Genomic DNA, 13,743 nt, shown 5'->3' with positions numbered 1-13,743 from the left:
GGATGATATTCCACATATTGGTATGCGCCGGGTTTGAGGGCCTCAGTCGGGGCAAGCCCCCTCCCACATGTGGAGGGGGGCTCGCCCCCCGATGGCGTCAGCCGAAACAGTGCAAAAACTTCAGGGATACCCCAACACCTGCTTCACCGAAGCCAGATTGCCTTCGATCCAGCGCCGATCAATCGCGCCCCAATCGCGAATCCGATAGTGCCCTGCATGATTGCGGGCACCGTCTTCCTGCTCGAATTCACACACAATATCCAGGTCCGCCAACGCCGCAATCGTGTCCTGCGCTGTACGCCGCGGCATGCCGGTGGCGTCGGTCAGCGCCGGCACACTGCTGGCCAGCCCACTGTCGATCAGGTACGCCACGTACAGGCGGCGGTAGAAGCTGCTTTTGGTCTTGCTCACATCCATGGTCAGTCGCCTTGTGCGGTCAGGGTTTGCCCTGCAGGTCGCGATACGTGAGGTACACCCGCAGGTCGAATTCCACCTGGTGGTAGCCCGGCATCATGTAATCGCAGAGTTTATAGAACGCCTTGTTGTGGTCCGATTCCTTGAAGTGCGCCAGTTCGTGCACCACGATCATGCGCAGAAATTCCGGCGCGGCGTCCTTGAACAGCGCAGCAATGCGGATCTCTTTCTTGGACTTGAGGTTGCCGCCCTGCACCCGCGAAATCGTGGTGTGCAGGCCGAGGGCGCGGTGGGTCAGGTCCAGGCGATTATCGAACAGCACCTTGTCAATGGCCGGTGCGTTACGCAGGTGTTCCTGCTTCAAGGCCAGCGCGTAGGCGTACAGGGCTTTGTCGCTCTGCACCGCGTGACGCTCGGGGTAGCGCTGCTCCAGGTAGGCACCCAACTGGTCCTTGGCGATCAGTTGGCGTACTTGCTCCTGGAGGGCGGCGGGATAGGCCTGGAGGTATTTCAGCGCGGTCATGGAGGTCTGCAACAGGGTTCGAATGGGCGCCAGTGTAGCGAATTCAGCGCATGCGGGCGCGGGACCAGTCGACCACTTCGTCGGCCATCAGCGGTTGCGCCGCCCACGGCCCCTGGATAAACGGGCAGCCATGGGCCTTGAGCCACTGAGCTTGTTCCTGGGTTTCCACGCCTTCGGCCACCACGACCACATCAAAATGCCCACACAGCTCGATAATGCTGCGCGCCATCGCCGTGTCCCTCACCGAACCCGGCAGGCGCGCAACCAATTGCGGGTCAAGTTTGAGGGTGTCGAACGCCAGGTCACGCAGATGCGACAAGGAGCACTGCCCCGAGCCGAAGTCATCCAGCGCAATGCGTACGCCGATGCGGCGCAGCAATTTAAGCTGCTTGGCGGCCTCTTCCAGGTTACTCATCAGGCAATCTTCGCCGATTTCCACCTCCAGTTGATGGGTCTGCAGCCCATACCGCTCCATCATCTGCTGCAACTGGTTCGCCAGATTAGGCATGTTGAACTGGCTGCTGCTCAGGCTCACGCTCAGGACCAACTCGTCATCGAATGCGCTTTGCCACACCTGACGCTGGGCAGCGACCTGCTGATAAATCCACGCGCTCAGTTGGCTGATCAACCGCGCCTCTTCCAGCAACGGTAAAAACAGCCCTGGTGGCACATCGCCGACGCTGGGGTGCTGCCAGCGCAACAACGCCTCGACGCCGCGCAAGCGTCCATCCGCCAGGGAAACCTGGGGCTGGTAGACCAGGGTGAACTCCCTGTTTTGAATCGCCGTGCGCACACTGTCTTCGAGCATCAACCGCGAGCGCGCGCGGCCGTTCATTTCTTGGTCGTAATAACGATATTGCTGACGGCCTGCGCGCTTGGCTTCGTACATGGCGATGTCGGCCGCACGCAGCAAACCATTCAGATCCGAGCCGCAGTCCGGGTAGGTCGCAATGCCGATGCTCACGCCGAGCATCACATCCAAACCGTCGACCTGCTGGCACACCGAGACGCGCTCGATCAGCTTCTCCGAAATCTTTGCCGCCTGTTCAGGGAATTCCAACTCCAGCAGCGCGGTAAATTCATCGCCGCCCATGCGGCCAATAATGTCGTAGGAGCGCAGGCAGCCCTGCAATTGCTCCGAGACCCAGCGCAGCACCCGATCACCGGCGTCATGGCCCAGAGAATCGTTGACCCGCTTGAAGCCGTCGAGGTCCAGGTATAGCAACACCAGGGACTGCTCCGTGCGCTCGCTGCGCAACAGTGTGTTTTCCACCGCCTGATGGAAGCCGCGCCGGTTCAGCAGCCCGGTCAGCGGGTCGGTGACGGCCTGGAATTCCAGCTGCTGATGCAAGTGGCGGACCTCGGACATGTCCAGCACCGTCACCACCATGGCCTTCTGCTCGGCGGGCAATGGCGCGCAGGACAATGCCACCGGCACCTGCTGGCCACGGCGGGTGCGCAGCAGCGCATCGTGCAGACGCCAGGTTTCGCCCTTGCGGTAACCGGCGTACATCTGCGAGTCCAGCCAGGCGGGCACATGGGGTTTTTGCAGGAAACTCAGGAAGTCCTGATCTTGCAGCTCTTGGATCGTGGCGTTGAGCAGCCGCGAAATCGCCGGGTTGGCGTATTCGATCACGCCCTCCTCACTCACCACCAGGATGCCTTCGGCGGCGTTATCCAGCACCGATGCATTAAAGGCCCGAGCGGACTCCAAGTCATGACTCAGGCGCTGCAAGGCGCGGCGGTTACGCTGGTGCTCCAGCAACGCCTGAACCTTGGGCTTGAGGATGTGCGGATCGAAGGGTTTGAACAGGTAGTCGATTGCGCCACTGGCATAGCCTTCCAACACGGCGGCAGGTGACTGGGCGTTGGCACTCAGAAAGATGATCGGGGTCATGCGCGTGCGCTGGCTGCCGCGCATCAACCGTGCGACTTCAAAGCCGTCCATGCCGGGCATCATCACATCCAGCAACACCAGGTCGACTTCATGCAGCAGCAACAACTCCAGAGCTTCCATCCCCGATGCGGCGGTGATTACCTGCCAATCATCACGCTGCAAAAGCGCACGCATGCTGATCAGGTTTTCCGGGTAGTCATCGACCACCAGAAGAACCGAACTGCCATCGCCGTGATGTGGAGCGCATTCCATGCTGGGACTCTTCCTTAGGTCTAATCCGGTCATTTCTGACAGAAAACCCGGACAAACATCAAGGCCTCACTCTATCCCCGGATTCTGAAAATCAGAAGTGACGTGGATGCCATCATTGCGCCAAAGTTCAGTCAGCCGACTAACGGTCAACCTCTACAGCCCACGGTTCATGGGAAACATGGCTTTTTGGCATTCCTATGGCGTCAATAAATTGCCAGCAAATGTTTAACAACTGGCCGGCCACCGCCTATAAAGAACCTGTCAGGCCCCCGGGCCAAAGCCTTCACCCCCTGTAAAAGGCCAACGCCATGATCGACCTCTCCACGTGGAACCTGAGCATTCCGGTCGGCTCGCCCCCCGCGACTATCGACACGCCAAAGCTGCTCAGCGGCTTCAACGACCAGTATTTCCAGGCCGAAGGCAGCAACGTGCAATTCTGGACGCCCGTCACCGGCACCCGCACCGAAAACGCCATCTACCCGCGCAGTGAATTGCGCGAAACCTACGCCGACGGCCGCCTGCGCAACTGGACTTACCCAGACGCCGACAACTTCCTGCGCGCCACCCTGGCCGTGAACCAGGTGCCCTCCAGCGGCAAGATCGTCATTGGCCAGATCCACGCCTATGACAGCCAAAAACCACTGATCAAGCTCGAATACCAGTTCAAGGAAAAGACCCAGACCGGCAATATCGTCGCCAAAGTGCGCATGCGCCCGGATGAAGATGAAAGCCGCGTAATCATCGTCGCGTCCAATGTGCCGCTGGAGAAAAGTTTTACCTACGTGATCAACCTCAACAAGGCCGGGCTACTCAGCGTGTACGCCGCCGACAGTGAATGGAACGAGCGCATCGGCGCGGCCTGGGCGGCCAAGCCGCTGTATTTCAAGGCGGGTGCGTATGTGCAGGACAACAGCGGGGACAGCAAGGAGGGGGCGAAGGTGACGTTCGCGAAGTTGGATATAGATCACGAGTGAAGTGTCCGGTGGTGCCACGGACGATTCCTCGGTGACGCGATCGCATTAAACACGCCACGCCCCTGTGGGAGCCGGGCTTGCCGGCTATAGCGGCATAGGTAAGCTTAAAGGCTTACACATAACTCTGTGGTGAGCGGTGCGACGATTCGACAAGCCCGCTCACCACAAGAGCCTCGTTTGCTCAGGTAATATTTTCACCAAAGATGTGCAGATATGCATGGCTATCGCGGGCAAGCGCATCTGCGCCGTGCTCGAACACCTCAACCTGATGGCCTGCTCCAGCCTGCCAGGCTTCGCTGAACGCGATTTGAACAATGTGGCCAACACCGCACGCATTCTGGTGCAGGATGTGAGTAATGTGTTTCGGGTGATTGAACAGCGAGGGTTCGATATTTCACCGCCAAGCTGATCACAATCCAGCCATAGAAAAACCCGCATCGCTGCGGGTTTTCTCTTGAGTGACGAGAGATTACAGTCTCTCTCCCTTTACTCCTGAACAGGCAATGTGAACTTGGAAGGTCCCTTTGAATTCATCAGTTCAAAAGCACAGTCCATAACTTTGCTAGTTTCACACTCTTTATTCTCATTCCAACCAGAACCTTCAGGCATGGGAGGCAAGGCAAACCGCTGAGACAACCTCAAGTAATCGTCCTTGCCTTTCCCAACGTAATTACAGATTACGTAGTGATAAGGTAATTTCGTCTCGCTGTCTGTTCCTTGCTTGATCGCAGCGCCCTGAAACTCGAACTCCTTAGCCTTCGAATAATCCTCAACGAGCTGCTCACCGCTCCATCCCTGCTCTTGTTCTCCACCTGAAAACTGAATGCTCACGACCTTGATAGTTGAAGCCCCCGGACAAGACAGCTGTGCCGCCTGCACATTCCCCATCAGCATCAACGCACCCGTCGCTGCAGCAAACAACTTAAGCCACTTAAGATTTAAATGTGACATAGCATATTTCCCCTTCCTGGATGAGAAGCCAAGTATGCGCAAGGTGGCAAACGAGCGACACTGTCAACATTGACAGTGTTTAATACAATTAAGAAATAAGCGCCGAAAACTTAATTGCGTTCAACACAACCTTTTAAAGGGGACGGATTTATTTAAAACCATTTTTTGCTGCTATGCTTTACCCAACTACACGGAGGTAGAAGGTTCCATGCCCAGATTGGCCAGGGTGGTATTGCCCAATTTTCCGCACCATATCGTTCAGCGCGGCCACAACAAACAGGTCGTTTTCGCCGAGCCGCAAGATTTCGAAAACTATCTATCAAACCTGAAAGAGCTAAAAGCAGCATTGGGCGTAAAGGTTTATGCCTTTTGCTTGATGACCAATCATGTCCATTTATTACTTGACCCAGGTGACGATGTCACCGCTCTGGGCAAACTTATGAAGTCTCTTGCGGCTCGTACGACACGCTACAGAAATCGTCTTGAGGGTCGCTCCGGAACGTTGTGGGAGAGCCGTTACAAATCCAGCCCCGTTCAGACAGACACCTATTTGCTGGCATGCAGCCGCTATATCGAACTCAACCCTGTGCGTGCTGGAATGATTGAGTATGCGCGCCAATATCGCTGGTCCAGTTTCCGGCTTCGATTCAATGAAAGTGCAGAGTCGAACTGGCTGGATCAAACTTCCTGTTTTGAAGGGCTGGGCACCGATCAGGGGAAGCGTTTGGCGAGCTATGCCTCGTTTGTAGAGCAAACTCCGTCAGCCTCTGAAATGCACCTGATAAGAACCGCCCTGCAACGCGGGCAGTTAACGGGTAATTCGATATTCACTGATGAGATTGAAAAAATCATTGGCCGCCGTGTAAGCATGCGAGGACCTGGAAGGCCATGGATGTGAAACCTCGCAAGGTTGGGACGACTAAATAGATCCGTCCCCTTTAACCGTCCCTTTAACCCCTTATTCCAGCCACCTTCTAACAACCAATCGAAAAACTATAAAAAACTGTTAAATCTAACAGGTGTAGAAAAACGTAAACCCTAATAACCTTAACCATGTACAACACGAGTTACCAAATCAAAATCCGCGACATTTCCAGCACCACTAGACCCTAATCAAAATAGGACTACAAAAAATGGCTAACAACAGAATTGACTCTATATCTATCATTGGCAATACAGCAACACTTACAGGTTACACATCCGTTCCAAATGCTCGAGTTTATGCCGCGATTGCCCATGTCGGCACTGAGCTTGGACAAACCCAGGCGTATGCAAATGGCGCATTCACTGTCACAACTCGCCCACTGTTGCCTGGAAACTACAAGGTAGTCGTTCGGGATTTGGAAAACGGTACTGTTGGGAATAATCAGGACTGGTCAAACGCCGTTGACTTTGCAATAAACTAATCAAAACACCAACACAGACTGATCCATCTAACAGTGGAACCTTTGAATAAAAAACCTTATATGCGTATTTAACGCATTAAAAAACCCGCATCGCTGCGGGTTTTTTTTATTAACGCTTAGGCTCAGTTCACCTTAGCGTTCAACTCACCTTTCAAATACCGCTGGTACATCGCTTCCAACGAGACCGGCTTGATCTTCGACGCATTACCCGCAGTACCGAACGCTTCATAACGGGCGATACACACATCACGCATCGCCGTCACAGTAGCGCCAAAGAACTTACGCGGGTCGAACTCGCTTGGGTTGGTGGCCATCAGGCGACGCATCGCACCGGTGGATGCCAGACGCAGGTCGGTGTCGATGTTGACCTTGCGCACGCCGTGCTTGATGCCTTCGACGATTTCTTCAACCGGTACGCCGTAGGTTTCTTTGATGTCGCCGCCGTACTGGTTGATGATCGCCAGCCACTCCTGCGGGACCGAGGAAGAACCGTGCATCACCAGGTGGGTGTTAGGGATGCGCTTGTGGATTTCCTTGATGCGGTCGATGGCCAGCACGTCGCCGGTAGGCGGTTTGGTGAACTTGTAGGCGCCGTGGCTGGTGCCGATGGCGATGGCCAGGGCGTCGACCTGGGTCTTCTTGACGAAGTCAGCGGCTTCTTCCGGGTCGGTCAGCATCTGGCTGTGATCCAGCACGCCTTCGGCGCCGATGCCGTCTTCTTCGCCGGCCATGCCGGTTTCAAGCGAACCCAGGCAACCCAGCTCGCCTTCAACCGAGACGCCGCAGGCGTGAGCCAGGGCCACGGTCTGTTGGGTCACGCGCACGTTGTATTCGTAGTCGGTCGGGGTCTTGCCGTCTTCGCCGAGAGAACCATCCATCATCACCGAGCTGAAGCCCAGTTGGATGGAGCGCTGGCAGACGTCAGGGCTGGTGCCGTGATCCTGGTGCATGCACACCGGGATGTGCGGGAATTCTTCGATGGCTGCCAGGATCAGGTGACGCAGGAACGGTGCGCCGGCGTATTTGCGCGCACCGGCCGAAGCCTGGACGATCACTGGGGAGTCGGTCTTGTCAGCGGCTTCCATGATGGCGCGCATCTGCTCAAGGTTGTTGACGTTAAAGGCTGGGACGCCGTAGCCGAACTCGGCTGCGTGGTCCAGCATTTGACGCATGCTGATAAGTGCCATTGTGTTGTCTCTCCCGGTCGAGGGTCGTTAATCGTGCAAGCCTGCCGTAGCGGCGGCTGCTATTCAAGTTATTGCCGGTCAGGTTTTGCATGCCTGGCCTGCTGAATCGTTATTGCTGTCGGGCTTATTGGGCCTTGCAGCCGCGCCCGATCAAATCGTCGGTGGCAACCCAGTAAACCAGGCCTTCCTCACCTTTTGTGTGAAACGCCAATTGGTCGTTGCTGTACGGCACGCCCGAAGCCGCCACATCCTGTTTAAGGCGGTAAACCTGGTCGGAACCGCCGAGGCGTACATCCACCTCGGATTTGGCCGCATTGGCAAAGCGCCAGTTGACCTCGGCCTTGCTGTCGCAGGTCCAGGTGGTCCACTTGTCGGTAGGCTCTGCCTTGTTGAACATGTTCATGCTGCTGCAACCGGCCAGTAGGGCCAGGGCTGCCAGGGCGAAAACGCCTTTCATTGCCAATCCTCGCAGCGGTGCCAAAGGCCGCCGATGCTGTCGGTTAGTTGATCAGACCCGTCAAGGGCAACCCTGTTCCTGACCGTTGGGCGCGGAGTCGTATTTCTCCAGGCGCTCATTGCCGATGCGCTTGTTGATCACCGGCATGGTCTCGGCTTGCCAGTCCGCCTGGTAGCAGCTCTTTTTCTGCTGCGATGCCGGCTTTCCAGCCTCCTGCGCCGCGCTTGGCGTGCTGCCGCAGCCGGCCAAAAGGCCCGCTGCGATTACCAGTGCCAACGACTTGATCATGGGAATACTCCTTTTCCTGATCACGCGCCTTAACCTTTGGCTCGGGTTTCCAGCACTTCAACGGCGGGCAGGACTTTGCCTTCGACGAACTCAAGGAACGCGCCGCCACCGGTAGAAATGTAGGAGATACGGTCAGCCACGCCATATTTATCGATGGCCGCCAGGGTGTCGCCACCGCCGGCAATGGAGAACGCCGAGCTTTCAGCGATGGCGTTGGCCAGCACTTTGGTGCCGTTGCCGAACTGGTCGAACTCGAACACGCCAACCGGGCCATTCCACAGGATGGTCTGGGAGGCTTTCAGCAGTTCGGCGAAGTTGGCTGCAGTTTGCGGGCCGATATCCAGGATCATGTCGTCTTCGGCCACGTCAGCGATGAGCTTGACGGTAGCGGCGGCGCTTTCGGCGAATTCCTTGGCAACCACCACGTCTACCGGCAGCGGCACGCTGACTTTGGCAGCGATGGCGCGGGCGGTGTCCAGCAGGTCCGGCTCGTACAGCGACTTGCCCACCGGGTGGCCGGCTGCGGCCAGGAAGGTGTTGGCAATGCCGCCGCCGACGATCAATTGGTTGCAGATCTGGCTCAGGCTGTTGAGCACGTCCAGCTTGGTGGACACCTTGGAGCCAGCCACGATGGCAGCCATAGGCTGGGCCGGTGCGCCGAGGGCCTTGCCCAGTGCATCCAATTCAGCAGCCAGCAGCGGGCCGGCCGCCGCGACCTTGGCGAACTTGGCCACGCCATGGGTCGAACCCTCGGCGCGGTGGGCGGTGCCGAACGCGTCCATCACGAACACGTCGCACAGGGCCGCATATTGCTGGGCGAGCTCGTCGCTGTTCTTTTTCTCGCCTTTGTTGAAGCGCACGTTTTCCAGCAGCACGAGGTCGCCGGGCTTCACGTCAACGCCACCCAGGTAGTCAGTCACCAGTGGCACGTTGCGGCCCAGGGCCTCGCTCAGGTAATCGGCTACAGGCTTGAGGCTGTTTTCTTGCGAGAACTCACCTTCGGTCGGACGGCCCAGGTGGGAGCAGACGATGACGGCCGCACCTTTTTCCAGGGCCAGCTTGATGGTCGGCAGCGAAGCCCGGATTCGCGCATCGCTGGCGACAACACCGTCCTTGACTGGGACGTTGAGGTCTTCGCGAATCAGTACGCGCTTACCTTGCAGATCGAGGTCGGTCATCTTCAACACGGTCATGGGTCGCAGTTCCTGAGTTACTGTTGTTGAGGTTGTTTAGAGGCGATGTGCAGATAATGTTCCGCAACATCCAGCATACGGTTGGCAAAACCCCATTCGTTGTCGAACCAAGCCAGGATGTTCACCAACCTGGGGCCGGAAACGCGGGTCTGGCTGGCATCGACAATCGCCGAATGCGGGTCATGGTTGAAATCACAACTGGCGTGGGGCAACTCGGTGTAGGCCAGCAAGCCTTTGAGCGGGCCGCTGGTGGCGGCGTCGCGCAGAATCCGGTTGACCTCCACCGCATCGGTGTCGCTGACGGTTTGCAGGGTGATGTCCAGGCAGGACACGTTCACCGTCGGCACCCGTATGGCTTTGGCCTGAATTCGCCCGGCAAGTTCCGGCAGCAGGCGCTCGATGCCACGGGCCAGACCTGTGGACACCGGAATCACTGACTGGAACGCCGAACGCGTGCGGCGCAGGTCTTCGTGGTGATAGGCGTCGATCACTGGCTGGTCGTTCATCGCCGAGTGGATGGTGGTGATCGATACGTAATCGATGCCGATCGCCTGATCCAGCAGGCGCAACAGCGGCACGCTGCAATTGGTGGTGCAGGAGGCGTTGGACACCAGCAGCTCATCGCCGGTCAGGCAATCCTGGTTGATGCCGTAGACGATAGTGGCGTCGACATCCGCCTCGCTGGCCATCGGCTGGGAAAACAGCACACGCGGCGCGCCGGCATCGAGAAACCGCTGGCCATCGGCGCGGGTGTTATAGACACCGGAACACTCCAGCACCAGGTCGACGCCCAATGCTTTCCAGTCGATGCCTTCGGGGGTGGCACTGCGCAAGACCTGCACGCAGTTGCCATTAATATGCAAACAATCGTCTTCGACCCGCACTTCGCCAGGGAAGCGGCCGTGAGTGGAGTCAAAGCGTGTCAGGTATTCGATGCTGGCCATGTCGGCCAAATCGTTGATCGCAACAATTTCAAACCCGGCAGCCGCCCCCCGCTCGAACAGAGCACGCAAGACGCACGACCAATGCGGCCGTAGCCGTTGAGTGCAACTTTGTAGGGACGCGGTTGGGGCATGGGGTTCTCGATCAAGGTTAGTTCGGTGTTGAATGTTCTGACGCCATCGCGGGCAAGCCCCCTCCCACATTGGACCGCAATCCAAATGTGGGAGTGGGCTTGCGCGATGCGCCAGGGCAGACAACGCAGACTGACTTAGTCTTCCAGCAGCTCTTCAGCCTGACCCAGAATGTTTTCCAGGGTGAAACCGAACTCTTCGAACAAGGCTGACGCCGGCGCCGACTCACCGTAGGTGGTCATGCCGATGACGCGGCCTTCCAGGCCCACGTACTTGTACCAGTAGTCGGCGTGAGCCGCTTCGATGGCAATACGCGCGCTGACCTGCAACGGCAGGACCGCTTGCTTATAGCCAGCATCCTGGGCTTCGAACACGCTGGTGCACGGCATGGACACAACGCGCACGTTACGGCCCTGGGCAGTCAGCTTGTCGTAGCCTGAACGGTCAGGCCGACTTCGGAACCGGTGGAGATCAGGATCAGCTCCGGCTCGCCGATGCAGTCCTTGAGCACGTAGCCGCCACGAGCGATGTCGGCGATCTGCGCGTCGGTACGCACTTGGTGCTGCAGGTTCTGACGCGAGAAGATCAGCGCCGACGGGCCGTCCTTACGCTCGATGGCGTGCTTCCAGGCCACGGCGGATTCCACCGCGTCGGCTGGGCGCCAGCAATCCAGGTTTGGCGTGGTACGCAGGCTGGTCAGTTGCTCGACCGGCTGGTGCGTCGGGCCGTCTTCGCCCAAGCCAATGGAGTCGTGGGTGTAGACATGGATCACACGCTTCTTCATCAGCGCGGCCATACGTACTGCGTTACGTGCGTATTCCATGAACATCAGGAAGGTCGCGCCGTAAGGCACCAGGCCGCCGTGCAGGGACACGCCGTTCATGATGGCGCTCATGCCGAACTCGCGCACGCCGTAGTACATGTAGTTACCGCTGGCGTCTTCGGCCGAGACACCTTTGCAGCCTTTCCACAGGGTCAGGTTGGAACCGGCCAAGTCGGCCGAACCGCCGAGGAACTCGGGCAGCAGCGGGCCAAAGGCATTCAGGGTGTTCTGGCTGGCTTTACGGCTGGCAATGGTCTCGCCCTTGGCCGCGACTTCGGCGATGTAGGCTGAGGCTTTTTCCGAGAAGTCGGCAGGCAGGTCACCGGCGAGGCGGCGCACCAGCTCATTGGCCAGCTCTGGGAATTCGGCGGAGTAGGCAGCAAAACGCTGGTCCCACTCGGCTTCGGCCGCCAGGCCTTTTTCCTTGGCGCTCCACTCGGCGTAGATGTCAGCCGGGATTTCGAACGGGCCGTGGTTCCACTTCAGCGCTTCACGGGTCAGGGCGATTTCCGCGTCACCCAGTGGGGCGCCGTGGCAGTCTTCTTTACCTTGCTTGTTCGGCGAGCCGAAGCCGATGGTGGTCTTGCAGCAGATCAGGGTCGGCTGCGCGCTCTTGCGAGCAGTGTCGATGGCAGTCTTGATCTCTTCTGGATCGTGGCCGTCGACGTTGCGAATCACCTGCCAGTTGTAGGCTTCGAAACGCTTGGGGGTGTCGTCGGTGAACCAGCCTTCGACTTCGCCATCAATGGAGATGCCGTTGTCATCGTAGAACGCGATCAGCTTGCCCAGGCCCAGGGTACCGGCCAGGGAAGCGACTTCGTGGGAAATGCCTTCCATCATGCAGCCATCACCCAGGAACACGTAGGTGTGGTGATCGACGATGTCGTGGCCGGGGCGGTTGAACTGTGCGCCCAGGACTTTTTCAGCCAGCGCGAAGCCAACAGCGTTGGCCAGGCCTTGGCCCAGGGGACCGGTGGTGGTCTCGACGCCTGGGGTGTAGCCGAATTCCGGGTGGCCCGGGGTGCGGCTGTGCAGCTGGCGGAAGCTCTTGAGGTCATCAATGGTGACGTCGTAGCCGGTCAGGTGCAGCAGCGAGTAGATCAGCATCGAGCCGTGGCCGTTGGACAGCACGAAGCGGTCACGGTCGGCGAACGACGGGTTGCCTGGGTTGTGTTTCAGGTAGTCACGCCAAAGTACCTCGGCGATATCCGCCATGCCCATCGGGGCACCGGGATGGCCGCTGTTGGCTTTTTGCACGGCATCCATGCTGAGGGCACGAATGGCGTTGGCACGCTCACGACGGCTGGGCATCGCTGTTCTCCTGAGGATTTGAATAAAGAGTGAATAAAAGAAACGGAAAAAAGGACCGGCATTTTCCCTCAGCCACCGCCTGCGGGCAATGACAGATAGTCACTTGAGGCTGTTTTTCCTGTGCTTTGCGCGGCAATCGCCTGCAGAAACCGGCAACTTGTTCGTCCAGTGGTTATAGCGGCGGCTTATAACCGCCACTTATCGTTCAATATCAAAACTTTTTGATATTGGCCTTGCGAGGATATCCACCCGTCACTAGACTGCTGGCCTTATGAACCTACCCGTGCCCTCACTGCGTCCCGACGACGGCGATGAACTGGCAGCCTTGTGCAAGGCCGCCGGCGACCCGTTGCGCCTGAACGTCCTGCGTGCACTGGCCAACGATTCCTTCGGTGTACTGGAACTGGCGCAGATCTTCGCCATCGGCCAGTCCGGCATGAGCCACCATTTGAAGGTGCTGTCCCAGGCCGACCTGGTGGCCACACGCCGCGAAGGCAATGCGATTTTCTACCGCCGCGCACTGCCCCACACCGACCTGCTCGGCGGCAAACTGCACGCCGCCCTGCTCGAAGAAGTGGACAACCTGAGCCTGCCAACCGACGTACAGTCGCGCATCGGCCAGGTCCACGGGCAACGCGCAGCGGCGAGTCAGGATTTTTTCGCACGGGTGGCCGAGAAGTTTCGTGCGCAGCAAGACCTGATCGCCGGCCTGCCGCAGTACCGCGACAGCGTGCTGGCACTATTGGACAAGCTGAGCTTCAGTGATGAGGCGACGGCATTGGAAGTCGGGCCTGGGGATGGCGGTTTTCTGCCGGAGCTGGCGCGCCGCTTTCATCAGTGACCGCGCTGGACAACAGCCCGGCAATGCTCGAACTGGCGCGACAGCTGTGCGAGCGTGAATCGCTGGGCAATGTGACCCTGCAACTGGCTGACGCCTTGAGCGGCACGCTGATCAAGGCCGACTGCGTGGTGCTGAACATGGTCTTGCACCATT

General features: G+C 58.4%; 12 protein-coding genes and 3 pseudogenes. 5 read left to right on the top strand and 10 right to left on the bottom strand.

From position 1 onward, the window contains the following. Positions 1–120 precede the first annotated feature (120 nt). Genes IQK56_RS09585 through IQK56_RS09575 form a run of 3 tightly spaced genes read right to left on the bottom strand, consistent with a single transcriptional unit; the run spans position 121 to position 3,086 of the window. Positions 121–417, bottom strand: coding sequence for a winged helix-turn-helix domain-containing protein (locus IQK56_RS09585; RefSeq protein WP_099585782.1), 297 nt, complete (start codon positions 415–417; stop codon positions 121–123). Positions 418–436: 19 nt separating this feature from the next. Beyond that, positions 437–937 (bottom strand): M48 metallopeptidase family protein, encoded by a 501-nt coding sequence (locus IQK56_RS09580; protein WP_017735682.1) that lies wholly within the window; start codon positions 935–937, stop codon positions 437–439. A 43-nt stretch (positions 938–980) separates the two neighbouring features. Beyond that, on the bottom strand, positions 981–3,086 hold the full coding sequence (locus IQK56_RS09575) for a putative bifunctional diguanylate cyclase/phosphodiesterase (RefSeq protein WP_122310463.1): 2,106 nt from the start codon (positions 3,084–3,086) through the stop codon (positions 981–983). A 308-nt stretch (positions 3,087–3,394) separates the two neighbouring features. Here IQK56_RS09575 and IQK56_RS09570 point away from each other — a divergent pair, with 308 nt between their 5' ends. Next, positions 3,395–4,060 (top strand): polysaccharide lyase family 7 protein, encoded by a 666-nt coding sequence (locus tag IQK56_RS09570; protein ID WP_099585784.1) that lies wholly within the window; start codon positions 3,395–3,397, stop codon positions 4,058–4,060. A 217-nt stretch (positions 4,061–4,277) separates the two neighbouring features. Then, positions 4,278–4,469, top strand: coding sequence for a hypothetical protein (locus IQK56_RS09565; RefSeq protein WP_193862215.1), 192 nt, complete (start codon positions 4,278–4,280; stop codon positions 4,467–4,469). Between the two features lie 77 nt (positions 4,470–4,546). Here the strand turns inward: IQK56_RS09565 and IQK56_RS09560 are convergent, their stop codons facing one another. Then, positions 4,547–5,011, bottom strand: coding sequence for a DUF3757 domain-containing protein (locus tag IQK56_RS09560; protein WP_150760249.1), 465 nt, complete (start codon positions 5,009–5,011; stop codon positions 4,547–4,549). Between the two features lie 208 nt (positions 5,012–5,219). Here IQK56_RS09560 and IQK56_RS09555 point away from each other — a divergent pair, with 208 nt between their 5' ends. After that, complete coding sequence (locus IQK56_RS09555; protein WP_150674377.1) at positions 5,220–5,909, top strand: transposase; 690 nt, start codon at positions 5,220–5,222, stop codon at positions 5,907–5,909. A gap of 235 nt (positions 5,910–6,144) precedes the next feature. After that, on the top strand, positions 6,145–6,417 hold the full coding sequence (locus IQK56_RS09550) for a hypothetical protein (protein ID WP_150760250.1): 273 nt from the start codon (positions 6,145–6,147) through the stop codon (positions 6,415–6,417). A 122-nt stretch (positions 6,418–6,539) separates the two neighbouring features. Here IQK56_RS09550 and fba read toward each other — a convergent pair whose 3' ends face one another. The 6 genes and pseudogenes from fba to tkt all read right to left on the bottom strand — a co-directional run bounded on the left by fba (position 6,540) and on the right by tkt (position 12,749). Beyond that, positions 6,540–7,604 (bottom strand): class II fructose-bisphosphate aldolase, encoded by a 1,065-nt coding sequence (fba, locus tag IQK56_RS09545; RefSeq protein ID WP_099585785.1) that lies wholly within the window; start codon positions 7,602–7,604, stop codon positions 6,540–6,542. Positions 7,605–7,728: 124 nt separating this feature from the next. After that, positions 7,729–8,061, bottom strand: coding sequence for an MliC family protein (locus tag IQK56_RS09540; RefSeq protein ID WP_193863780.1), 333 nt, complete (start codon positions 8,059–8,061; stop codon positions 7,729–7,731). Positions 8,062–8,121: 60 nt separating this feature from the next. Beyond that, a complete protein-coding gene (locus IQK56_RS09535; RefSeq protein WP_122310471.1) occupies positions 8,122–8,349 on the bottom strand; it encodes a hypothetical protein in 228 nt (75 codons plus the stop codon). 29 nt (positions 8,350–8,378) lie between these two features. Beyond that, positions 8,379–9,542, bottom strand: coding sequence for a phosphoglycerate kinase (locus tag IQK56_RS09530; RefSeq protein ID WP_122310473.1), 1,164 nt, complete (start codon positions 9,540–9,542; stop codon positions 8,379–8,381). Positions 9,543–9,559: 17 nt separating this feature from the next. Further along, a pseudogene (gene epd, locus IQK56_RS09525) lies at positions 9,560–10,617 on the bottom strand (erythrose-4-phosphate dehydrogenase). A gap of 135 nt (positions 10,618–10,752) precedes the next feature. After that, positions 10,753–12,749: pseudogene (gene tkt / locus IQK56_RS09520) on the bottom strand (transketolase). 271 nt (positions 12,750–13,020) lie between these two features. On the opposite strand from tkt, the pseudogene IQK56_RS09515 reads away from it, so the two are divergent. Beyond that, positions 13,021–13,743: pseudogene (locus tag IQK56_RS09515) on the top strand (ArsR/SmtB family transcription factor); the annotation flags it as partial.

The organism is Pseudomonas cyclaminis (assembly GCF_015163715.1).
Taxonomy (GTDB): Bacteria; Pseudomonadota; Gammaproteobacteria; order Pseudomonadales; family Pseudomonadaceae; genus Aquipseudomonas; species Aquipseudomonas cyclaminis.
The sequence above is the reverse complement of the archived record's forward strand: the minus strand, read 5'-3'. Positions and strand labels throughout refer to the sequence as shown.

Coding starts and splice junctions, on each gene's coding strand:
- IQK56_RS09555 (WP_150674377.1), top strand. CDS start 5,220: ATGCCCAGATTGGCCAGGGTGGTATTGCCCAATTTTCCGCACCATATC.
- fba (WP_099585785.1), bottom strand. CDS start 7,604: ATGGCACTTATCAGCATGCGTCAAATGCTGGACCACGCAGCCGAGTTC.
- IQK56_RS09560 (WP_150760249.1), bottom strand. CDS start 5,011: ATGTCACATTTAAATCTTAAGTGGCTTAAGTTGTTTGCTGCAGCGACG.
- IQK56_RS09535 (WP_122310471.1), bottom strand. CDS start 8,349: ATGATCAAGTCGTTGGCACTGGTAATCGCAGCGGGCCTTTTGGCCGGC.
- IQK56_RS09565 (WP_193862215.1), top strand. CDS start 4,278: ATGGCTATCGCGGGCAAGCGCATCTGCGCCGTGCTCGAACACCTCAAC.
- IQK56_RS09575 (WP_122310463.1), bottom strand. CDS start 3,086: ATGGAATGCGCTCCACATCACGGCGATGGCAGTTCGGTTCTTCTGGTG.
- IQK56_RS09580 (WP_017735682.1), bottom strand. CDS start 937: ATGACCGCGCTGAAATACCTCCAGGCCTATCCCGCCGCCCTCCAGGAG.
- IQK56_RS09585 (WP_099585782.1), bottom strand. CDS start 417: ATGGATGTGAGCAAGACCAAAAGCAGCTTCTACCGCCGCCTGTACGTG.
- IQK56_RS09530 (WP_122310473.1), bottom strand. CDS start 9,542: ATGACCGTGTTGAAGATGACCGACCTCGATCTGCAAGGTAAGCGCGTA.
- IQK56_RS09570 (WP_099585784.1), top strand. CDS start 3,395: ATGATCGACCTCTCCACGTGGAACCTGAGCATTCCGGTCGGCTCGCCC.
- IQK56_RS09540 (WP_193863780.1), bottom strand. CDS start 8,061: ATGAAAGGCGTTTTCGCCCTGGCAGCCCTGGCCCTACTGGCCGGTTGC.
- IQK56_RS09550 (WP_150760250.1), top strand. CDS start 6,145: ATGGCTAACAACAGAATTGACTCTATATCTATCATTGGCAATACAGCA.